This window comes from Streptomyces sp. WMMC500, from assembly GCF_027497195.1.
Classification (GTDB): domain Bacteria; phylum Actinomycetota; class Actinomycetes; order Streptomycetales; family Streptomycetaceae; genus Streptomyces.
Genome location: NZ_CP114905.1, coordinates 5356297 through 5376696, shown reverse-complemented (window position 1 = coordinate 5376696; position 20400 = coordinate 5356297). Strand labels below are relative to the sequence as shown.

Annotated in this window: 19 protein-coding genes; 9 read left to right on the top strand and 10 right to left on the bottom strand. The window is 72.5% G+C overall.

Annotated features, from left to right (window positions below):
- Positions 1 to 8 precede the first annotated feature (8 nt).
- From O7599_RS23210 to O7599_RS23185, 6 genes are all read right to left on the bottom strand, one after another.
- On the bottom strand, positions 9 to 1505 hold the full coding sequence (locus tag O7599_RS23210; RefSeq protein WP_281617542.1) for an SCO6880 family protein: 1497 nt from the start codon (positions 1503 to 1505) through the stop codon (positions 9 to 11).
- A gap of 61 nt (positions 1506 to 1566) precedes the next feature.
- The gene (locus O7599_RS23205; RefSeq protein ID WP_281617541.1) at positions 1567 to 2868 is read right to left on the bottom strand and encodes a hypothetical protein; all 1302 of its coding nucleotides are present in this window, start codon (positions 2866 to 2868) and stop codon (positions 1567 to 1569) included.
- 1 nt (position 2869) lies between these two features.
- Positions 2870 to 3658: a hypothetical protein gene (locus O7599_RS23200; RefSeq protein WP_281617540.1), complete on the bottom strand. Its 789-nt coding sequence runs from the start codon at positions 3656 to 3658 to the stop codon at positions 2870 to 2872.
- Positions 3659 to 3685: 27 nt separating this feature from the next.
- Positions 3686 to 4018, bottom strand: coding sequence for a hypothetical protein (locus tag O7599_RS23195; RefSeq protein ID WP_281617539.1), 333 nt, complete (start codon positions 4016 to 4018; stop codon positions 3686 to 3688).
- A gap of 41 nt (positions 4019 to 4059) precedes the next feature.
- Positions 4060 to 4398, bottom strand: a complete 339-nt coding sequence (locus tag O7599_RS23190) for a hypothetical protein (RefSeq protein ID WP_281617538.1) — start codon at positions 4396 to 4398, stop codon at positions 4060 to 4062.
- Positions 4395 to 5123, bottom strand: coding sequence for a DUF6668 family protein (locus tag O7599_RS23185; protein ID WP_281617537.1), 729 nt, complete (start codon positions 5121 to 5123; stop codon positions 4395 to 4397). The genes O7599_RS23190 and O7599_RS23185 overlap by 4 nt, the downstream gene beginning before the upstream one ends.
- Positions 5124 to 5331: 208 nt before the next feature.
- Between O7599_RS23185 and O7599_RS23180 the strand changes: the two genes are divergently transcribed.
- The 3 genes from O7599_RS23180 to O7599_RS23170 all read left to right on the top strand — a co-directional run bounded on the left by O7599_RS23180 (position 5332) and on the right by O7599_RS23170 (position 7957).
- Positions 5332 to 6135, top strand: coding sequence for a transglycosylase SLT domain-containing protein (locus O7599_RS23180; RefSeq protein ID WP_281617536.1), 804 nt, complete (start codon positions 5332 to 5334; stop codon positions 6133 to 6135).
- Between the two features lie 50 nt (positions 6136 to 6185).
- Positions 6186 to 7127 carry a hypothetical protein gene (locus O7599_RS23175; protein WP_281617535.1) on the top strand — a complete coding sequence of 314 codons (942 nt, stop codon included), beginning with the start codon at positions 6186 to 6188 and terminating at the stop codon, positions 7125 to 7127.
- A 242-nt stretch (positions 7128 to 7369) separates the two neighbouring features.
- Positions 7370 to 7957 carry a sigma-70 family RNA polymerase sigma factor gene (locus tag O7599_RS23170; protein ID WP_281617534.1) on the top strand — a complete coding sequence of 196 codons (588 nt, stop codon included), beginning with the start codon at positions 7370 to 7372 and terminating at the stop codon, positions 7955 to 7957.
- A 22-nt stretch (positions 7958 to 7979) separates the two neighbouring features.
- Here the strand turns inward: O7599_RS23170 and O7599_RS23165 are convergent, their stop codons facing one another.
- The 3 genes from O7599_RS23165 to O7599_RS23155 are packed head-to-tail and all read right to left on the bottom strand — an operon-like array spanning position 7980 to position 10723.
- Positions 7980 to 8951, bottom strand: coding sequence for a hypothetical protein (locus tag O7599_RS23165; protein ID WP_281617533.1), 972 nt, complete (start codon positions 8949 to 8951; stop codon positions 7980 to 7982).
- Positions 8952 to 9011: 60 nt separating this feature from the next.
- Positions 9012 to 9671: a hypothetical protein gene (locus O7599_RS23160; protein ID WP_281617532.1), complete on the bottom strand. Its 660-nt coding sequence runs from the start codon at positions 9669 to 9671 to the stop codon at positions 9012 to 9014.
- Positions 9668 to 10723 carry an NlpC/P60 family protein gene (locus O7599_RS23155; RefSeq protein WP_281617531.1) on the bottom strand — a complete coding sequence of 352 codons (1056 nt, stop codon included), beginning with the start codon at positions 10721 to 10723 and terminating at the stop codon, positions 9668 to 9670. Before O7599_RS23155 ends, O7599_RS23160 begins: the two co-directional genes overlap by 4 nt.
- 206 nt (positions 10724 to 10929) lie before the next feature.
- On the opposite strand from O7599_RS23155, the gene O7599_RS23150 reads away from it, so the two are divergent.
- The 6 genes from O7599_RS23150 to O7599_RS23125 all read left to right on the top strand — a co-directional run bounded on the left by O7599_RS23150 (position 10930) and on the right by O7599_RS23125 (position 16892).
- Positions 10930 to 11448: a DUF6668 family protein gene (locus O7599_RS23150; RefSeq protein ID WP_281617530.1), complete on the top strand. Its 519-nt coding sequence runs from the start codon at positions 10930 to 10932 to the stop codon at positions 11446 to 11448.
- 12 nt (positions 11449 to 11460) lie between these two features.
- The gene (locus tag O7599_RS23145; protein ID WP_281617529.1) at positions 11461 to 11793 is read left to right on the top strand and encodes a hypothetical protein; all 333 of its coding nucleotides are present in this window, start codon (positions 11461 to 11463) and stop codon (positions 11791 to 11793) included.
- Between the two features lie 93 nt (positions 11794 to 11886).
- Positions 11887 to 12645: a hypothetical protein gene (locus O7599_RS23140; RefSeq protein WP_281617528.1), complete on the top strand. Its 759-nt coding sequence runs from the start codon at positions 11887 to 11889 to the stop codon at positions 12643 to 12645.
- Positions 12645 to 13916: a hypothetical protein gene (locus O7599_RS23135; RefSeq protein WP_281617527.1), complete on the top strand. Its 1272-nt coding sequence runs from the start codon at positions 12645 to 12647 to the stop codon at positions 13914 to 13916. Before O7599_RS23140 ends, O7599_RS23135 begins: the two co-directional genes overlap by 1 nt.
- Positions 13903 to 15399 carry an SCO6880 family protein gene (locus tag O7599_RS23130; RefSeq protein WP_281617526.1) on the top strand — a complete coding sequence of 499 codons (1497 nt, stop codon included), beginning with the start codon at positions 13903 to 13905 and terminating at the stop codon, positions 15397 to 15399. The genes O7599_RS23135 and O7599_RS23130 overlap by 14 nt, the downstream gene beginning before the upstream one ends.
- Before the next feature lie 32 nt (positions 15400 to 15431).
- Positions 15432 to 16892, top strand: a complete 1461-nt coding sequence (locus O7599_RS23125; protein WP_281617525.1) for an ATP/GTP-binding protein — start codon at positions 15432 to 15434, stop codon at positions 16890 to 16892.
- 142 nt (positions 16893 to 17034) lie between these two features.
- Here O7599_RS23125 and O7599_RS23120 read toward each other — a convergent pair whose 3' ends face one another.
- Positions 17035 to 20163, bottom strand: a complete 3129-nt coding sequence (locus O7599_RS23120) for a BTAD domain-containing putative transcriptional regulator (RefSeq protein ID WP_281617524.1) — start codon at positions 20161 to 20163, stop codon at positions 17035 to 17037.
- Between the last annotated feature and the right edge of the window lie 237 nt (positions 20164 to 20400).

Genomic DNA, 20400 nt, shown 5'->3' with positions numbered 1-20400 from the left:
CTCGGACTTCACAGCGCTTCCTTCATCTCGCGCGGCACCAGCGTGTACTCCCAGGGCAGGATCCCGGTCGGCAGCGTGCAACTGAACGCCGCCGCCTGCATCCGGTCGGCCGGGCGCATCGACAGCCGTGCCCCGGCCAGCAGGTTGCGCACGGTCGTGGTCGCGTCCGCCACCTCGGCTTCGCTGTCCACCGTGACCGTGACCATCAGTGAGAACTCCACCAGGCCGGCCCCGGTCGCCTCCTCCACCGCCGTCTGCTCGGCGGCGCGTACCTCGTTGGCCGCGCGCGCCTGCACCAGGCCGCGCTTGGAGGTGGCCATGAACTGCGCGGCGCGCCGGTCGGCCTCGACGATGCGGGCCGAGGTCGCCGGGTCGATCGGCCGGTACAGCAGCGCCACCCGCTTGCGCCGGGTGCCGGGCGCGTCCTCCAGCAGTCCGCGCAGCACCTGGGCGCGCACGGTGCCCCGCGGCGCGAGGGTGAGCATCCAGGTCCGCGACACCCCCGAGTCGTGCTGGTAGGCGGTGGCCGTTTCGACGGCCGCCGCGGGACCGGCGTCCTCCCACTCCAGGCCGGTGCCGCCATGGAAGGCGCGGGCCTCCAGGACGTCCCCCGCCACGGCCGGGTCGTACGCCACCCGGACGACCTCGGCGATGCGCTCGGCCGACAGCGGGACGGCGGGCCCGCCACCCGCGCCGACCACGCCCGCGAGCAGGCCGGGGATGCGGGTGGCGAGGTCGGCGATGATGTCCTCGGCACCGCGCCGCTGCCCGGGGGGCGCGCCGTAGGTCAGTGCGAGGTAGGTGTGCATCTCCGACGAGGCGGTCGGGTAGCGCTCGACGACCTCCTCCATCACGGCCCGTGCCGCCGGCGGGGCGTCCGGGCTGATGCGCGGCAGCACCTCGGCGGCCAGCCGGGTCCCCGTGTCCGGAGCGGTCTCCACCACCACGGAGGCTCCGCGCAGACCCGGTTCACTGGAGAGCCGGGCCAGCCAGTGGCCCCAGGCCGCCACCCAGTTGTCGATCTGGTCGGGGTCGACGAGGGAGCCGCCGTCCGGGTCGCAGCCCAGTACGACGGTGTACAGGTTGCGGCTGCGGTGGTGCAGCACGCCGAAGGGCTGGTCGTAGGCGTCCCTGCCCTCCAGGACGTTGACCCGGCTGAGCAGCCCCGGCGGGCGGAACTTGCCGCCCGGCCGCGGCGACAGCGGGCCGGAGACGTAGGTGGTCACGCCCTTGGCCTTGCGCTGGAACCAGCCGATGCGCATGGCGACGAGCTGGTAGGCGTTGCGCCCGTCCTGGGTGCGCACGGCGAGCGGCAGGAGGATGAACGCCTGGAGTACGACGAGCGCCAGCGTGAACGTCAGCGAGATCAGCGAGGCCATCAGATCGATGATGATCCCGCCGAACAGCCCGACGGTGCCGAGGAGCCCGAACGGCCCCAGGCCGGGTCGCCTGGGCCGGCGCCAGTTGCCGTAGGTGGGGTCGACGTGGGCGGCTTCGGTGGACATGGGGTACCTGTTCTCCCTTGAGGTCAGGGGATCGTGGGCGGAAGTCCAGCAGGGCAGCGGTTCAGCGCCCGTCGTCCTGGTTGGCGCCCTCGATCCCGCTCCTGGCGACGTCCGCGGAGCCCTTGGCCCGCTGCGCCACGAAGGACGCCACGCCGATCGCGGCGGTGATGCCGGCGCCGACGCCCTTGGCGGCCATCTGGCGACCTGACCCGCCTCCGCCTCCGCCGCCGCCTCCGGAACCGCCTCCGGAACCGCCTTCGGAACCGCCGCCTTGGGAACCGCCCTTGGGGCCACCGCCTCCGGAGCCGCCCTTGGAGCCACCGCCTTCGCCGCCGCCTTCACCGCCGCCCGCGCCGCCGGCTGCGGCGCCGGCGGCGGCCTTGGCAGCTCCGCCTGCGGCTCCGGCCGCGGCTCCGGCCGGGCCGCCGGCGATGGCACCGGTGGCGGCCTTGCCACCCGCCTCGGCGAGCGACTTCGCGCCGGAGGCGGCGCCGCCGACGACGCCCATGGTCTGCTGGCCGACCGAGTCGCCGCCGAGGGCGGCCGTCGCCGGGACGATCACCCTCATCAGCGCCGGCAGGGCGATGGCCGAGAGCAGCAGCACGCCCATGCCCGCGATCTGCACGTCTTCCTGTCGTTCCTCGTTCGAGCTGTAGATCATGACGGCGCCCGAGTAGAAGATGAGACCGATCAGGGGCTTGTACAGCAGCCAGGCGACCATCCAGCCGAGGTGCTTGCGCCACCACGTGCCGCCCCATTCCGTCATGGACGCGGCGGCGGCGAGGGGGAGCGTGCCCATCAGGATGATCATCACGCCGAGCCGGATGTACAGCAGGATCGTGTGGATGATGCCGGCGATGATCAGGAGACACCCGATGATCAGCAGCAGCATGGGGTGGACACCCGAGCAGTTGATGCCTCGCAGGAGCTGTGAGAGAGCCTTGGCGAACAGGTAATCGGAGTACGAGCTCATGAGGTCGGCGAACATGACGATCACGGTGGTCGCCGCAGCACTGACCACGACGACGCGCAGCAGGCCCTTGATCGCCGTCTGGCCCGCTTCGGCGCGGCGGTCCAGAGCCATCTTGGCGGCGGAGAAAAGGAGTGATCCGATCGCGAGATAGATGATCAGCCACCGTATTTCGCTGGTGATCGTTTCCGACGAATCCGCGTCCACCGTCGAGGGGTTGCCGATTCCCTGGAAGATCTCCAGCGCACCGCGCATCGCGATCCTGCCGATCTCCTTCATGATCTCGTCGACGGGGTCACCGAAGATCAGCTTGAAGAAGTCGAGGCCACCTGTGCACTTGTCGCCGATGTCATATTCGTCCTGCGCGAGGTACTCGAGGTCATGTTGTGCCATGTCACGCTCCCCAACTGACGAAACCTTCAGGCGTCGCCTGGGTCCCCGGCGAATAGGCGTCCCCGTCGGCCTGGGGCGCCACCTTCCAGTCACCGTCTCGCCAGCGCACGGTCACCGACATCGACACGTGGCCGCCGACGCCGTCCGCGACGAGCAGCCGCACGGTCGCGGCGTCCACCGAGTACGACGTCAGGGAGAAGCCCGCGAACCGCGGGACGGTGCTGTTCCCCGGATCCGTCCCCTCGGTCGCCTCCCGTTCGCGGACGAACGTGTCACGTGGCTCGCCGGGCACGACCTGCTGTTCGGCCACGGTCCGCCAGGCGGTGCCGTTCAACTCGACCGGAATGACGTGCGCCGCCATCACCGCTCCCACGGGCGTGCGGGCAAAGCACCACCACACCCCCGCGTCGAACCGAAGGGGCCCGGCCGACCGCGAGACGGGCACCGTGGGGTCGCCGAGCTTCTTCCACTCGACGTCCTCCGGAGCGGCGGTCGGCTGGGCGGTGTCCCGGTCGTCGGTGGCGCAGCCTTCCGGTCGCCCGCCGGGACCCTCTCGGACCTGCAGCGGATCGCCGGGGGACAGCGGCCCGACGACCCCGTCCAACGCCCCCTGGTCTTCGGCTGCGGCATCGGCGTCCCGCCCGCTCGGGTCGCTCGGGTCGCTCGTCAGAATGCCCACGATCGAAATGACCACCATAAAGCCCAGGAAAGCGGCGGCGTTGATCCAGCCGCGCTGCTTGTAGAAGGGCCCGTCCGGCGGAGCCTTTTTGCGTTTCCAGGGGCCGAACATGTCGATGCCTTATCCCGCACTCAGCGCCTAGCCTTCGCCCCCCTCCTGGTCACCGAAGAAGAACGTGACGATAGGCCCGGCCGTGGCTACCAGGATGCAGCCGCCCAGAACCATGCCCAGACGGCTCATGTGCTCGGAGCCCTCACCTCGCTTCATCGACACGGCCATCATGACTCCGGTGATGATGATGCCCACCACGCCGGCGGCGGTGCCGGCCCAGGCGGCGATGCCCAGCACCGTGCCGACCGCGTCGGTGAGCTCCGTCGGGGCTTCCCGCTCCACCGTGGGGACGTCCCCGGTGCCCTCTTGGGCGAGGTAGCGGTGGCCGTTCTTGTAGACAGAGGACAGGATGGTCTTCATGGGTTTCTCCGGTGTGAGGATGAGTCGGGGACGAAGTACTGCTATTTGTTGACGAGATAGGGATCCACCAGGTATTCGACGAGCGGCCCCGCGGTGGCTCCGAGGATGCAGGCGCCCATCACAATGACGCCCCCTCGGTAAATGTGCGCACCCTCGCCCGGTTCGCCGCGGCGGAACTGAAAGGCCAGTTGGATGCCGAGGATGAGCAGCCCCCCCACGGCACAGGCCGTCACGACCCACGCGAGGAGGCCCAGCAGGTCCCCCGCTCCGCTGGCGACGGGGTCGAACTGACAGTTCGGGTTGACCTCGCAGTCCGCGCCCGGCTTGAACTCGTCGGGATCGATCGGGCTCGCGAGGGTGCCGGCGTCCAGCAGGTTCATCGCGGTCTCCCCGCACGCCCGGCCGGGGCCGAGACGAGCGCGGCCAGCGCGCGCACTTCCCGCGGCAGCCCCTCGGTCTCCCGGCCGACGCGCCAGGCCGGGATCCACGGAATGCGGCGGACCTCCGCCGCCGAGCGCAGCACGCGCACCCGCCGGCCGAGCTCGCGCGGAAGCCGCCCCGGCGCGTCGGCGACGAGCACGACGGCGAGGAGTTCCACCCCCGCCGGGTGCTCGGCCATGCGCAGCGCGTTCAGCGTCTGGGACGCCGCCCGGATGCCCGCGGCGTGGGTGCGCGCGACGAGCAGTATCCGCCCGGGCTCGCCCTCGGCCCGGTCGGGCCACCGGCGGCCCACGTCCGCGCCGCCGAGCGCGCGCGCGAGCGTGCTCGCGCCGGCGCCGCCGTGCGCGCTGACCCAGGTGACCTGATGGTTCTGGGGCCGCGGCGGCGTGCGTTCGGCCGGTTCCGCGGGCCAGAACGCGGTGTCCGGCGCCGAGCGCCCCGGTGACGCGGCGGGCGCGGTCCGCGCCGGGACCCGCGGGATCGGCGCGGTCGGCGCGGGGACCTGCGGAATCGGCGCGGTCGGCGCCGACGCTTGCGGAACCGACGCCGGAGTCCGCGTGGTCGGCGTCGGCGTGTGCCCGGCCGGGAGCGGCTCGTCCGGTTGCGTGGTCGGTCCGCGGACCCACATCTGGGAGCCGGCGGACGGCGCCGAAGGGACACCCATGTGCCTCCCCCTTCCCTGGCTTCTTCGTTCGCTTCGCGTACTGCGCGGATCGGCTTTGAACTGATCAGCCGCCGTGTCCGTTGCGGCATGCGGGCTCGCGTTGATCCGTCGCACCGCCCACCACGGGAAAAGTGGCGGCGCGGTTCAAGGCAGCCGGGATCCGTGTCGTGCGGCCGGTCGAACATCGAGCGAAGGGGAGGTGACCGCCATGGCCGAGGAGGAGTCAGGCCCCAACCCGGTGAACATCCTGCTGATCGCCGTCGGCGCCACGAAGGCCCTGGGCTGCGTCTTTGCCATCATTTTCGTCACCATGGTCCCTATCACGACATTTGTTCTGCTTGGAATTGCAAAGACCTTTTGGCCCCTTGTGATCTTCTGCAAGGTCATCCCCATCTGCGACGCCGGAGGCGGAGGCGGAGGCGGAGGCGACGACAGGGTCCAGGAGGTCGTCGAGGGCAACGGCAAGCAGGAGCTGTACGCCCCGTCCGTGCCCGCCGACTTGCTGGCGGCGGTCCGGAAGGCCGGACGGGAGTGCACCGAGATCGGCCCCGTCGTCATCGCCGCGCAGATCCAGACCGAGTCCGGGTGGAACGAGAAGCTGGTCGGCCCCAACGGGGAAGAGGGCATCTCCCAGCTACCACCGGACAAGTTCGACGAGTTCGGCGAGGACGAGGACGACAACGACGAGACCTCGGCCATGGACCCCGAGGACTCGATCGTGGCGCAGGGCAAGTACATGTGCTCACTGGCCGAGGAGATCCGCGTGCTGCTCAACAACGGTCAGGTCGAGGGGGACCCCCTCGACCTGACCCTGGCCGCGTACGACGCGGGCCTCGATGTGATCAAGGATGCGAAGGGGATCCCGAAGGGCTCCGAGACGAACGGTTACGTCTTCGGCGTCAGGGCCTCGTTCCCCTTCTACGCCGGCGTCGAGAAACCCCCGGATGGAGAGACATACCCCTCCCCGTCGCCGTTCCCCTCCGGGCCCGAGGACATCCCGGACGACCTGTGACCCGCACAGCAACCGGAAGGACCCTGACCCGCACAGCGAGGAGCCACCACGTGTTCGGCAGACGGAGCCGCCAGAACCAGCAGGACCAGGACGTACACGACGCATACGACGACACGCTGCCGTGGCCGCCGTCCCCCCTCGCGGTGCTCATCCGCCGCGACGGTAGCGCGCTCGTCGACGGCCAGCCCCTCCGCGTTCCCCCCGGCGAACCGGTCCACGCCGCAGTGCTCGACGCGATGCAGCGCCGCGCACAGGACCGGGGCGAGCCGGTCGAGGCGGCGATCCTCGACCGGAACGAGGGCGCGATCACCCATGTCGAGGTCGCCCCTGACGGTTCCAGCCGGATCCTGGGCCAGGAAGAACACGGCGAAGCGCACAAGCCCGAACCCCGGCCGCCCGCCGCGGATTCCCCGCCCGGCACGCCGGCGGCCGAACGGCCGTCTCCCGAGCCCCCGTCCGCCGCCGGGCCGCGGACCGCCGACGTACCGCCGCCCGCCGGCGCCACCATGCCGCTCCCGGCACACGTCCCCGCCGAACTCGCCGAACTCGCCGGACTCGTCACCGACTCCCTGGACACCGGCAGGCCGGAGCGGGCGGCGGCGATCGCCTTCCGGCTGCGGCAGCACACCGTGCGCACCTTCGGCGCCGAGCACCCTTACACCGTCGAAGCGCGCGCCCTGGAGGCATTCGTCGCCCACCGGAGCGGGAACCATCGCTTCGCCACGGCCACCGGCCTCGAACTCACCCGGATCCGCCACCGGTTGGGCGACCCCCGGGCCCACGAGGAGCTGAGGCGTGCGGTTGCCGCGTGGCAGCAGATCGACGACGTGCCGTCCGCCGTCGACCAGGGCCGGGCGCTGCTCGACGTGTGGTCCACGCTCGCCGCACAGGGCGGTCCGACAGCGCAGGACACCGACGTGCTGCACGTCGTCAATCGCCGTATGCACGCCCTCGGCGCCGTGGCGTCCACCCGCGGGACCGGAGCGGCCTGAGAGCGAAAGGCGCAGGTCAACGGTCGGCGACCGCGGGGGTGCCGCGGTGGAGGTCCGGCGCTGTGCCGGGGTGCGTTACCTGGCTCCGGCGGGCTGTGCCGCGTGCGGGCCGGCCGCGTCGTAAACCGGTCGTCAAGGCGGTGTGGAACACCGGTCGCAAAACTCCGGCACAGCGGGGCCACTGACCACGGTCCCCGAGCCTGGCCTCCGCCCACGAGGCCGTGGAGTGAAGGAGTGCGACCTTGAGCTGGACCGTCATCGGTTCCACGGGATCTGTCCCCGCCCGGGAACGAGCGCTGCGCACGCTGTACGAAGAACAGGCCGGCCCGCTGCACAGCTACGTGCTGCGACTGCTGGGAGGCGATCGCCACAAAGCCGAGGACGTGGTGCAGGAGGCTCTGCTGCGCTGCTGGCGGACTCAGGACCTGGAGGGCGACGAGCCCTTGCGGCCGTGGCTGTTCCGGGTGGCCCGCAATCTCGTCGTCGACGACTACCGGCTGCGCATGGCCCGGCCCCGGGAGGTCGACGGCACCGCCTGGCTGGACGATCTGCTGGCGAAGAGCGACGACATCGACCGAGTGCTGTCCTCGATGATCCTCAAGGACGCGTTCCGGACGCTGTCGCCCAAGCACCGGGAGGTGCTGTACGAGACCTACTACACCGGCAGGTCGACGCGCGAGGTGGCCCTCGTGCTCGGCATCCCGCCGGGCACCGTCAAGTCGCGCCTGTACCACGCGGTGCGGGCGATGCGCATGGCCCTGGGCATCGTGGAGACGGCCGCCGGGGAGACCGACGGGAAGCCGGCCTGGGCGCACTCGTCCGCGGCGTGACCCGTGCCCGCCCCGGGGCGTGTCATGTCGCCGCCGGGATGTCCTGCGCCGGCCGCTCCCAGGAACGCATCGGACGCCGCGGCTGCACCGCGCCGGCCGGATCCACCGTGGCTGACGTCGCGGCGGGAAGGTCCACCGCGGAGGGCGCGGGTGGAGAGGATGCCGGTGCGGCCGGCCGGCGCTGCGGCTGCGGTCCGCCCTCGTCGCGGGCCGCGGTCAGCCGCGCCTGGTGTTCCAGTACGGCGGCGAGCGCCTCTCCCGTCTCGCCCGGAAGCTGGTTGCGCAGGCGGATCATGGCGTCCCCGGCGGACAACGCGGTGTCCACGTCCGTGATCCCCATCCAGAGGGTTTCCGCGCGGGTCGCCGCGGCCTCGGCCCGCTCACCCTCCCCCCGGTAGTGCCATCGCTCGGCGATGTCGCGGAACAGCTTCAGGCTGCCGACGGCGTCCCCGGCCACCGCGGTGACGCGGGCGCGGACCTCGCGGATGCGCAGGGCGTCGGAGTCGGATACCCCGAGGCTGCCGGAAGCCTGCTCGTCAAGCCGCGCGGCGAGCGTGGCGGCCTCGTCGATACGGCCCGCCTTCAGGTGTTCCGTGACCTGGGCCAGGGACTCGGCGTACGCGCCGGACTCGGGCTGCGCGCCGGCAGGAGGCCGGTCGTCGCGTCTCCTGGGTGCCCTGGCACGCCGTCCGCTCGGTGCCTTGCCGCGTTGTGCACCGCCCGGGAGCTCCCCCACCGCTCCGTCGGGCGAGATGACCAGGTGCCACACGGTGCCGTCCGCCTCGGTGGCCTCGGCCCGCACCGCACGGCCGAGCCGGGCGGCCGCGGCGGCCACCTCGGCGACGGCCGCGGCGCGGGTGGGGTGCCCGGCGACCGGCACCAGCGGACCAGAGGCGGTGATCCGTCCGTCGTCGTGCACGGTGAGGGCGTAGACCGGCCACGAGGGCACGTCCGTGGACTCCGTGAACTCGGTGGACTCGCGTGTCGTTTGCATGAGGGATTCCTCCGGCGGTGTGGCTGTGCGGGCTTCGGGATCCGGGGCCATGGGGTCCGGCTACTGGAAGAGGACGTCGTCAACCCGCCACGCTTCGCCGGCTGCCTTGCGCGTGAGGTGCACGTACGCCGGGACGGTGGCGGGCTCGCCCGTCCATCCGTCGCGCCCGCGGGGGGTGGTGGTGACGGCCCACTGGCGCCAGGCATCGGTGTCGGTGTCGGCGGGCTTGGCGGCGTCCTCGGTCTTCTCCAACGCGGCGGTGGTGTAGGCACGGTGGCCGGCCCACTCCCGCCACTGGGCGCCGGGGGCCGAGCGGGACCGGTGCTCGCTCAGGCTCGTCGCGTACGCGTGGGTCAGCCAGCCCGCGCTCGCGGCCCGCGCCTCGGCGTCGGACGGGCCGCGGTCGACGGCGGTGTCGAACGTCCTCATCACCGTGAGGGCGCCCTTGCTGACCGCGTCGGCGTCGGTCTGGTCGACGTCGTCCGGCCGGGGGACGCCTCCCTTGGGCGTACCACCCCCCGAGCCCGCGGGCAGCGGCGCGGCCTCGGCGGCGTCGGACGGGACCGGGTACGGGCCGGTGCCGGTCGCGGCGGGAGCCGAGGGCGTCGCGGGCCCCTGCCGCCCGCCGTCGGTGCCGGAACCGCACCCCGCCGCGGCGAGGACGGCCGCGAGTGCCGTCGCGGCCGCCGCGGTGGCACCGCGCGTGCGGGAGGGAGTCATCCGAAGCGCCTCACAATCTGGGGCATGCCGTCGTAGTAGGGCTCGTCGAGGTCGCTGATCTTGACCACGTCACCGGTCTTCGGCGCGTGGATGAGCTGCCCGCCGCCGAGGTAGATGCCGATGTGGTCATAGCTGCCGTGCTGGTTGAACCCGATGACGTCACCGGGGCGCATGTCCTCGCGCGGCACCGGCACGCCCTCGGTGACCTGGAGCTGGGAGACCCGCGGCAGCAGTACGCGACCGCCGCTGGCGTGGTAGACCGCGTACTGGACGAAGCTGGAGCAGTCGAACCCGACCGTGTCCGCGCCCTGCGCGAACCCGCGGGAAGGGCCCTCGGGGCCTCCGCCGCCCCACGAGTACGGGGTGCCGAGCCATTCCTTCGCGTGGGCCACCACCCGGTCGCCGAACGCGCCGCCGTCCTCCTCGGCCGGCGCGCCGCCGGTGAAGTCGGCCATCGACTCGATGATCGTGGCGACGTAGGCCTGGGTCTCCGGGTACGGCGGCACGCCGCCGTACTCCTCGACCGCACCGGGGCCGGCGTTGTACGCGGCGAGCAGCAGCCGTGTGGTGTCGCCGCCGAGGCCCAGATCCTCGACCTTGCCGGCGAGCCAGCAGTCGTAGCGGGCCTGGGTCATGATGGCGTCGCCCGGAGTGAACGGGTCGGCGACGCCGTCCGGTCGGGGACTGCCGTCCTTGCCCGCCGCGTCCACCCCCCACGTCTCCCAGGTACCGGGGATGAACTGGCTCAGCCCCTGGGCACTGGCGGGGCTGACCGCGTCGGGATTCCAGCCGGACTCCGCCTGGATCTGCGCGGCCAGCAGCGGAGCACTGACCTCCGCGCACTGCCGGCCGGCGCGTTCGATCCACGGCACGAACTCGTCCGGGACGCGGCCGGCGTCGAGCGCGGTGGCGAACCCCACGGGCGCGGAGTCCTCCCGCCGCTCCACGGCTCCCCCCACCACCGACAGGCCGACCACCGAGCCGAGCAGCCCCAGGACGGCCCCGCCCGCCAGCAGCAGCGCCGATCTCGCGCGAGCGGTGTCGCCGCTCATCCCCAACCCCCAACTCGCCCTATATGTCGTACTTAAGAGAAATAATCGCTTGCGCTACATTCGTAACTTATGTATATACTCAACCCGTTGTGTCGGCAGGAGAGGGTGATCTCGTGACAAGGGATGGACCGGTCGTCAATCCCTGGCTGCCGCAACCGCGCACTTCCGGGAGCACAAACGGGCATCCGCGTCGATCGGTTCAGAGCGTGCCGGTGGAACTCACCGGCCCGGCGGCGCCCCAGGGGGCCGGAGTGCCGCCGCCCGAGCAGGCGCTGCCCGTCGCTCCGCCGCGACTTGGCGACAATCGCGCCTGGTGGTGGCTGGGCGTACACGGCGGTGCGGGTGTCAGCACGCTGGAGCGGGCCGTGCCCGGCGGCCGGGACGCGGGCCGCGCCTGGCCCGCGTCCGCGCGGACCGAACCGGTCGTGCTGGTCGCCCGCTCCAGCGCGCACGGCCTCGAGGCCGCGCAGAACGCCGCGCAGCAGTGGGCCTCGGGCATGGTCACCGGCATCGACCTGCTCGGCCTCGTCGTCGTCGCCGACGTTCCCGGCCGACGCCCCAAGATCCTCCAGAACCTGGTGCGGCTGGTCTCCGGCGCGGTGCCCCGGATGTGGGAGATCCCGTGGGTGGAGCACTGGCGGCTCGGCGAGCCGCCCCTGTCGCACCTGCCCAAGGAGTGCGCGCCGCTGGCGCGCGACCTGACCCGACTTACCCGACCCGTGTAGAGGGGAACCGCGTTGTCCAGTCTGCTGGCGGCCGTCCTGTCGGACGTCCCCACGTACGTCACTCATGTTGGTCACCTCGCCGCGGCCTCGCCGCAGCCCTCGGGCGTGCCGGACGTGGGCGAGGGAGAGCCGCCGCCCGGAGCAGACGACCTGCTGAAGGTGCTCAAGTGGGTGGCCTGGTCCGTCACCGCTCTGTGCGTCGCGGGCATCTTCGGCGTCGCCGCCCGGATGGCGGTCGACCACTCCCGGGGAGGTGGCCGCGAGCACGCCAGGGGACTCGGCTTCGTCCTGGGTGCGTGCGTGCTCGTCGGCTCCGCCTCCGGCATCGTCGGCGCACTCGTGTGACAAGCGGGTGAGGAGACGGCCATCGGACCTGCGGCACCGGCCAACCGACCACCCATCACCTGAGGGGAGCCCACCGAGCATGAGGAAGCGACCATGACAGAGCCAGGCAGCCGCGCCGCGGCCGACGAGCCGCGCAGTCCGTGGCTGCGCACCGGCTTCGTCCTCGCCGCCGCGTTCATCGGCTTCGTCGCCGTCATCGGCGCCGTGGTCGCCGTCAGCCCGGACGACTCCGGCACCGACGACCCCGCCGCCGCCCAGACGTCCGGTGCCGGAACGGCCCGTCCGCCGGGGTCCACGCCCGCCGGCGACGGCTCCCCCTGCCCCGAGTTGGCCGACGAGCAGCAGGACACACCCACCGCCGCTCCCGACGGGGTGACTTGGACCCTGTATCGCGCCGTCGCCCTCCCCTCCTCGGAGGCCGCCGGCCCGGCCGTGGCCGGCGGGGACGTGGCCCGCTGCTACGCGCGCACCCCCGTCGGCGCCCTGCTGGCCAGCAGCCAGATCAGCGTCCGCTACCTGGCCGCCGACGACTGGATGGAGGTGACTCGCGCCCAGACCGTCGGCGCGGGCCGCGACGCCTACATCGAGGACCGGGCCGCGGCGGAGGAGACCGCGCCCCCGGACGCGGAGGACGGCGCCCACGGGCAGATCGCCGGGTTCAGGTTCGTCACCTACAGCGACACCGCGGCGGTGATCCAGACCGTCTGGCGGTTCCCGGACGGCCGCATGCAGGCCGCCACCACGACGATGCTGTGGCAGGACGGCGACTGGAAGCTGGAGTACCCGGCAGAGCCCGCGGCCCCCACGCCGGTCGACTCCCTCGCCGGCTACACCGCATGGGGAGGTGTGTGATGGCGGGCTGTGACTTCGGCTTCGTGTCCCCGACGGTCGGCGGCTACTGCGTCGGCGACGGGGCGGGTACGGCACCGGAGGATCTCGGTGGCAGCGCGTTCGACGACATCGCCGAGAGCGCCGCACAGGCGGCGAGTACCACGGTCAAGGCGCTCGGCAGCGCCTGGTTGGACCTGGGCGGTCCCGACCTGAGCGACGACAGCGGCCCGGTCGCGTTCCTGCGCGGCTCCACGCTGTGGCTCACCTCGTTCGCGGCCGTGCTGTGTCTGCTGGTCGCCGCGGGGCACCTCGCCTGGCAGCGTCGCGGCGAGCCCGCCCGGCAGGCGCTGCAGGGGGTGCTCAACCTGGTGGTGGTCTCCTCGGCCGGGGTCGCCACCGTCAATCTGCTGACCGCGGCGGGAGACAAGTTCAGCGTCTGGATCATCGACAGGTCCACCGGCTGCCGGCAGATCAGCGCCGCCGGGGAGCCGGTGGCCGAGTGCGTCGCGGAGTTCGACAAACGCACCTCGGCCATGCTGGCGCTCGGGGGCACGGACTCCTCGTTCCTCGTCCTGACCATGGCCATCCTGGTGCTCGCCGCCAGCGTCGCGCAGATCGCGCTGATGATCGTGCGCCTGGCCATGCTGGTGATCCTCACCGGCACGCTGCCCCTGGCGGCGGCGGTCAGCGGCACCGCCGGCGGCCGGGTCATGTTCCGCAGGTTCGCCGGCTGGCTGGTCGCCTTCGTGCTGTACAAACCGGCCGCTGCCGTGATCTACGCCGCGGCGTTCGCGATGACCGGCCGGCGGCAGGAGAACGAGGTCGTCTCCATGGTCTCCGGAGTGGTGCTGATCGTCCTCGCCTGCCTCACCCTGCCCGCGCTGATGCGGTTCGCCGCCCCGGTCGCACAGGCGGCGATCTCGGGAACGGGCCGGGCCGCCGGGGCGTCCGCCGCAGGCGGTGGAGCGGCCGCGGTCACCGGGGCGCTGTCCGTACCGCACCTGCGGAGCCTGGCCGCCGGCCGGTCGGTGCCGGGCGCCGCCGTCGGGGCCGCCGGGTCGAGCGGCACCGGGGCGCGCAACGCCGCAAGGGCGGGCGCCGCCGCCCGCGGCGCGGAGGGGCCGGCCGGGGCGCCGGACGCCGAGCGCACCGCGAAGGGTCCCGCCCGTCCCGGGGATCCGGAGGACACCGAGCAGACGCACCCGTACGAGCGGGAGGAGCCGGAGCCCGTGCCCGTGCCGTCCCGCCGGCCCACCGACGACCAGCAGGAGGAGCACCGTGGCAGCCACTGAAGCGCCCACCCCCCGCACCTACGGCAACTTCCGCAAACCCCGCACCTCCGGCCTGCGCGGTCTGTCCCTGGGGGCGACCTTGCTGCTGTTCTCCGGGCTGGCCGTCGTGGTGCTGCTCACGCTGATCTCCATCTGGATCGCGCTGGCCGTGGCGGTCGGTCTGGTGCTTCTCATGGCCCCGCTCGCGGTGAAGGACCGGCACGGCCGCACGCTGATGCAGCGCGGCGCGGTGCGGCTGGCCTGGTGGCGTACCTCCTCCTCCGGTGGCCACCACTACCGCTCGGGCCCGCTCGGCCGGGCCGGCTACGGCACCTGCCGACTGCCCGGCCTGGCCGCCGAGTCCACGCTGACGGAGGCGCAGGACGGCTACGGCCGCCCGTTCGCCGTGATCACGATCCCGGCGACCGGACACCACACCGCCGTCATCGCCTGCGACGCGGACGGCGGCGCCCTCGTCGACGAGCAGCAGGTCGACACCTGGGTGGCCCACTGGGGCCAGTGGCTGTCCGCCCTGGGCGCCGAGCCGGGCCTCGTCGCCGCGAGCGTCACCGTGGAGAGCGCCCCCGACTCCGGGATCCGGCTCCAGCACGAGATCGACGCCGCCGTCGACGACGCCCCCCGCCTCGCCAGGGCGATGCTGAGTGAAGTCCTGTCCGCCTACCCCGCCGGCTCTGCGCAGATCACCACGCGCATCGCCCTGACGTACTCCGGCGCGGCCCGCCCCGGCACTCCCCGCCGCACCGCCGAGGACATGGCGGTGCACATCGGCACCCGGCTGCCCGGCCTGACCGCCGGGCTGTCCATGACCGGCGCCGGTGCGGCCGTACCGATGACCGCGACCGAGCTCGCCGAGTCGGTGCGCGTCGCCTACGACCCGACCGTGGCGCCTCTGGTGGAGGAGGCACGGGCCACCGGCGGCACGGGACTGACCTGGGATCAGGCCGGCCCCATGGCGGCCCAGGAGGCCTGGGACCACTACCGGCACGACGGGGCGTTCAGCGTGACCTGGGCCATGACCGAGGCCCCGCAGGGCGAGGTGTTCTCCAACGTCCTGACCGGACTGGTCCAGCCCAACCGCGACATAGCCCGCAAGCGGGTCACCCTCCTCTACCGCCCGCACACCCGCGCCGAGGGCGCCCGCGTCGTCCAACAGGACTACAAGAACGCCCTGTTCAACGCCCAGCAGTCACAGGTCGGGCAGGCCCGCGACGACGCCGAGGTCACCTCGGCGCGCCGGACCACCGAGGAACAGGCCCAGGGGCACGGGGTGATCCGCTTCGGCCTGCTGATCACCGCGACGGTCAGCTCCGCCGGGGAACTGGCGAACGCGGCCGCGGCCGTGGACAACCTGGCACCCGCCGCCCGCATCGCGGTGCGGCCCGTCTACGGCTCCCAGGCGGCGGCGTTCGCGGCGGCGCTGCCGCTGGGGCTGGTGCTGCCGCTGCACACGGCGGTGCCGCAGACCGTACGCGACGCGGTGTAGTGGGACGAGGAAGAAGCAGAGGAAGAGTTTCCATGGCACGTACGACCAAGGAACCCCGCGAGCCGCGCCCCACCGCCCGGGGCTGGCCGGGACCCGGCGGCGGCACGGTCGGCTACGTCGATCCCGCACCCGAGTGGCGCGGCACCTCCGTACAGGTCTGCGGCCTCTGGCCGTTCGGCGCCGGAGCCGGTACCCCGATGGTCGGGGTGCCGCTGGGCCGTGACCTCGACTCGGGGGCCACGGTGTGCTGCGACCCCGTGTCGTGGTTCACCCGCACGAACCTGCTGGCCAACCCCTCGATGTTCGTGCTGGGCCGCCCGGGCCTCGGCAAGTCGACCGCCGTACGGCGCATGGCCCTCGGCCTGTCCGGCTACGGCGTCCACCCGCTGATCTTCGGCGACCTCAAGCCCGACTACGTCGACCTGATCCGCGCGATCGGCGGCCAGGTCATCAGCCTCGGCCGCGGCCGGGGCAACCTCAACGTCCTCGACCCCGGCGAGTCGGTCCAGGCCGCGGCCCGCCTGACCGGCGACGCGCGCCACCGTCTCCTCGCCGACATCCACGGCCGCCGCCTGCACATGGTCTCCGCGCTGGTGACCATCCTGCGCACGGAACCGCCGACCGACCGCGAGGAGACGATCCTCTCGGCGGCGCTGAACGTCCTGGACGACCGGCACGCGGGGGGACCCGCCCCCGTACTCGGCGACCTTGTGCAGGTCATCAAGGACGCGCCGGAAGCGGTGCGTTCCGTCGCGCTGGACCGGGGCGACCTCACCCGCTACCGGGACATCACCGAGAACCTGGAGGCGTCGCTCACCGCTCTGCTCGGCGACGGCCGCCTGGGCGGCACGTTCGCCCGCCCGACGACGGAGGCGATGAAGCTGGACCGCCCGGTCTGCTTCGACGTCAGCGGCATCGACGACAGCGAGGTCCTGCTCCAGGCGGCGGCGCTGCTGTCCTGCTGGTCGTACGGCTTCGGCGCGGTCTCCACGGCACACGCGCTCGCGGACGCCGGTCTGGAACCGCAGCGCAACTACTTCCTGGTCATGGACGAGCTGTGGCGCGTCCTCCAGGCGGGCCGGGGCCTGGTCGACCGCGTCAACGCCCTCACCCGTCTGGACCGGCAGCGCGGCGTGGGCCTGGCCATGATCACCCACAGCATCGACGACCTCCTCGCCCTGCCCACGGCGGAGGACCGCACCAAGGCGAAGGGCTTCGTGGAACGAGCGGGCATGGTGATCTGCGCGGGCCTGCCGCCGGCGGAGATGCCGCAGCTCGGGCAGGTCGTGGAGCTGACGGAGGCGGAGAAGCGCCTCCTGGTCGACTGGTCCACCCCACCCGCGTGGGACGGCACGAGCAGTCGCCGTGCCGACCCACCGGGTCTCGGCAACTTCCTGATCAAGGTGGGCAGCCGCCCCGGAATCCCCCTGCACGTCGACCTGACGGCGGCGGAGCTGGAGATCAACGACACCAACAAGCGGTGGAACAAGTAGGGGACCTGTTCCCATGCCGGTTGAACCGCTTGGCGTCATTTTCCGTGGAGTCGGCAAGGCCGTCCTCCACCGACGGCCCTGCCGGCCGGGACCGGACCTGGCCGCCCCCCGCATTGCCGGGTCCGGTCCCTCACCGAGGGCGTCACGGCCGGGTCGTGGTCGTGTCCGTGGGGCGCGGAGCCCCCTCCGGGCCGGCGGCGGCATGCGGCCCTGCGCCCGGCTCACGTTCGTCCGGACCGCGGAGCCTCCCCCGGACCTCCTCGGCGTCCGGATGGCCGAACTCCTCTAAGATCGCAAGAGCCTGCCGCCAACTGGTACGGGCCGCCTCCGGGTCGTCCGCGGCCAGTTGGAGGTCGCCGAGGTGGTACAGGGTCTCCCCCTCGCCCGAGCGGTTGCCGACGTCCCGGTGCGCGTCGAGCGCCTGGTGGTAGTACTCGATCGCGTCGTCGCGGCGGCGGAGCCGGTACTGAAGGGTGCCGAGCGCATCGAGCGTGACGCCTTCGACCCAGCGGTTGCTGCTGGCGCGCAGGACGGTCAGCGCCTGCTCCAGGCAGTCGACGGCCTCGTCGAACCGGTCGAGCCGCTGGTAGGCGTCGCCCAGGTTGGCCAGGGCGATGCCCTGGCCCCAGGAGTCGCCGCTGGCCCGGTGGTGTGCCAGGGCCCGGCGGCAGTATTCGACGGCCTCGCCGGGCCGGCCCGCCTGGAGGTAGGTGTGGCCCAGGTTGGACAGAGCGCGGGTTTCGCCCCGGGTGTCCCCCAGTTCCCGCCAGAGGGTCATCGACCGGCGGAGGTGGACGACGGCCTCGTCGAACCTGTGCATCGAGCACAGGGCGGCGGCCATGTCGCCGTGGCTCGACGCCTGGCCCACCCGGTCGTCGCCGCCGCGGACGGCGTCGAGGGAGATCGTGACGATGTCGAGCCAGTCGTGGAGGTGGCTGCGGAGATAGAAGAACCCCCACAGTGCGGCGGTCAGCCGCCAGGCCATGTCCGGCCGGCCGGTCGCTGCGGCCTGGTGGACCGCGGCGACCAGGTTGGGGCGTTCGGTCTCGCACCACTTCAGGGCCTGGTCGTACGCGGTGAAGGCCAGCGGACGACAGCCCGGCGGCGGCGGGGCGATCGGCACCCGGCGGCGGCGCGGGGTCAGATGCGGATAGGAGGCGTCCGCGGTGTGCAGATGCCAGGACAGCAACCGCTCCACCGCCCGCTCCCGCTCCCCCTCCGACTCCTGAGAGCGCACGCGCTCGGCGGCGTAGACCCGCAGCAGATCATGCAGGGAGTAACGCCCCGGCACATGCTCGATCAGCAAGTGCGCACGGGTCAGTTCGGTCAGCAGAGCGCGGGTCTCGCGAACGGGAAGCCCGGCAAGAGCCGCCGCGGCAGGCGCCGAGACGTCAGGCCCCGCATGCAGACCCAGCAATCGGAACAGCCGGGCGGCCGGCACCGACACCGCCGCGTGGGACGTGGAGAAGACCGCCCGCAGATCCGTGTTGAGATCCCCGCCGACGAAGGCATCCAGACTCCCCCGGCCGTCCCGCAGCTCCTCCGCAACCGCACTCAGCGGAAACCCAGGATGGGTGGCCGCCCGCGCAGCGGCGATAGCCAGAGCCAGCGGCAGCCGGGCACAGCACGCGATGATCTCCTCCACCGCCCCGGGCTCCGCAGCCAGCCGCCCGGCACCGAGGCGGCGCACCAGAAAACCGTACGCCTCCAACTGCGACAACGGATCCAGCGCCAGCGAACACGCCTCGCCGTTCTCGATCAGGCCGGTGAGCCGGCTGCGGCTGGTGATGATCACCAGGCAGCCGGGGGCACCCGGCAACAGCGGCAGAACCTGCTCACTGTCACGGGCGTTGTCCAGCACGATCAGCATCCGCCGGGTGGCGAGCAGGCTGCGGTACAACGCCGCCTGCGCCTCCACAGCCGCCGGGATGCGCTGCGGAGCAACCCCCAGCGCGTCGAGGAAGATACGCACCGCCTCCGCCGGCGGCACCGCGGACCCCGCCGGATCGAAACCACGCAGGTTGATATACAACTGCCCGTCCGGATACCGATGAGCAACCCGGTGCGCCCAGTGCACGGCAAGAGCAGTCTTCCCCACGCCCGCCATACCACCGATCGCCGTGATCAGCACCGCGGCCGGCTGCGTACCGTCGTCCGGCAGCAGGGCCTCGGCCCGCTGCAGTTCGGCCTCCCGGCCGGTGAACGTGACCAGATCGGCGGGCAACTGCGCCGGACGGGCCAGGTGCCCGGCGGCCGGAGACACCCCCGCCCCGGTCTCAGCGTCCCTCTCTCCTCCTCCACCGGCCTCTTGCTCTGCGGGGGGAGGGTGCAGGGAGATGTCCGCGGTCAGGATGCGGTGATGCAACTCCTGCAGCGACGCACCGGGCTCGATACCCAGCTCGGCCACCAGGATGCCGCGCGTTCTGCGGTACGCCGCCAGCGCCTCAGCCCGCCGCCCCGACCGGTACAACGCCAGCATCAACAACTGACACAACTGCTCACGCAACGGATGCTCACCCGACAGCACACCCAACTCGGCAACCACCTCACTGTGCCGCCCCAACTCGACGTCGACCTCCAGCCGGGTCTCCAGCACAGCGAGCCGCTGCTCGGCCAGCCGCGAACGCTCCGCCTCCGCCAGCGGCCCCGGAAGGCCGGCCAGCGGCGTGCCCTCCCACCCGTCGAGCGCGGCCCGCAGCAACTCCGCAGCGGCCCGCACCTCACCCGCGGCGCGCAGCCCCCTCGCCTCAGCCACCCGCTGCTCGAACACGCCCAGATCCACAGCGCGTTCCGGAACACGCACCGCATACCCGTCAGCCGCCGAGACGATCACCCGATACGGCCCGCCGGCATCACGCCCGGGCTCCAGCGCCTTACGCAACCGCGAAGCATAGGTACGCAGCACCGACACCGCCGCAGACGGCGGCTCATCACCCCATACCGCACCAACAAGCTCCGCGACGGTCACCGGCCGCCCACGCCGCAGCAACAACGCCGCCAGCACCACACGCTGCTGCGGCGAACCCAGTGCCACCTCACGCTCACCGCACCACGCGCGCACCGGCCCCAGCACCGAGAACCGCAAAGACCCCTCATACCCTGCATTCATGATCCCGCCCAGGCGCCCTTCAGCGCGATCCCCGTACTGACCGTCATGTCCCTGCCGGCCGCGAACAGGGAACGGACCGGCATCAGTGCCGCGCAGACGGCCGGTATGAACACCCGAAGTGGGGTGCCGCCCTGCTCCGGCGGCCTCGAAGACAGCATCCATACCCGCCAGACTCCCGCCGACCGAGTGCCCTCGGCGGCGCACCCCCTCGCACGTTCGTGAATCGTCATCCGCATGCAAGGGGGATCCGAGCTGCTACGGCTGTGTCCGGGCAGTGTGGTGCAGCCGAGAGATCGGTCTGTGGGGCCCCTCGGTGGCTTGCGTCGCGCGCTCACGGGGACGGCTGGGAGGCTGGGCTGAGATTACCGCATGCGCGATGAACGGCTTCGCCGTGTCAGA

What these genes read in the sequence shown, in the direction of transcription:
- O7599_RS23210 (WP_281617542.1), bottom strand. Translation starts at nt 1,505, where the DNA reads ATGTCCACCGAAGCCGCCCACGTCGACCCCACCTACGGCAACTGGCGC.
- O7599_RS23205 (WP_281617541.1), bottom strand. Translation starts at nt 2,868, where the DNA reads ATGGCACAACATGACCTCGAGTACCTCGCGCAGGACGAATATGACATC.
- O7599_RS23200 (WP_281617540.1), bottom strand. Translation starts at nt 3,658, where the DNA reads ATGTTCGGCCCCTGGAAACGCAAAAAGGCTCCGCCGGACGGGCCCTTC.
- O7599_RS23195 (WP_281617539.1), bottom strand. Translation starts at nt 4,018, where the DNA reads ATGAAGACCATCCTGTCCTCTGTCTACAAGAACGGCCACCGCTACCTC.
- O7599_RS23190 (WP_281617538.1), bottom strand. Translation starts at nt 4,398, where the DNA reads ATGAACCTGCTGGACGCCGGCACCCTCGCGAGCCCGATCGATCCCGAC.
- O7599_RS23185 (WP_281617537.1), bottom strand. Translation starts at nt 5,123, where the DNA reads ATGGGTGTCCCTTCGGCGCCGTCCGCCGGCTCCCAGATGTGGGTCCGC.
- O7599_RS23180 (WP_281617536.1), top strand. Translation starts at nt 5,332, where the DNA reads ATGGCCGAGGAGGAGTCAGGCCCCAACCCGGTGAACATCCTGCTGATC.
- O7599_RS23165 (WP_281617533.1), bottom strand. Translation starts at nt 8,951, where the DNA reads ATGCAAACGACACGCGAGTCCACCGAGTTCACGGAGTCCACGGACGTG.
- O7599_RS23160 (WP_281617532.1), bottom strand. Translation starts at nt 9,671, where the DNA reads ATGACTCCCTCCCGCACGCGCGGTGCCACCGCGGCGGCCGCGACGGCA.
- O7599_RS23155 (WP_281617531.1), bottom strand. Translation starts at nt 10,723, where the DNA reads ATGAGCGGCGACACCGCTCGCGCGAGATCGGCGCTGCTGCTGGCGGGC.
- O7599_RS23140 (WP_281617528.1), top strand. Translation starts at nt 11,887, where the DNA reads ATGACAGAGCCAGGCAGCCGCGCCGCGGCCGACGAGCCGCGCAGTCCG.
- O7599_RS23135 (WP_281617527.1), top strand. Translation starts at nt 12,645, where the DNA reads ATGGCGGGCTGTGACTTCGGCTTCGTGTCCCCGACGGTCGGCGGCTAC.
- O7599_RS23125 (WP_281617525.1), top strand. Translation starts at nt 15,432, where the DNA reads ATGGCACGTACGACCAAGGAACCCCGCGAGCCGCGCCCCACCGCCCGG.
- O7599_RS23120 (WP_281617524.1), bottom strand. Translation starts at nt 20,163, where the DNA reads ATGGATGCTGTCTTCGAGGCCGCCGGAGCAGGGCGGCACCCCACTTCG.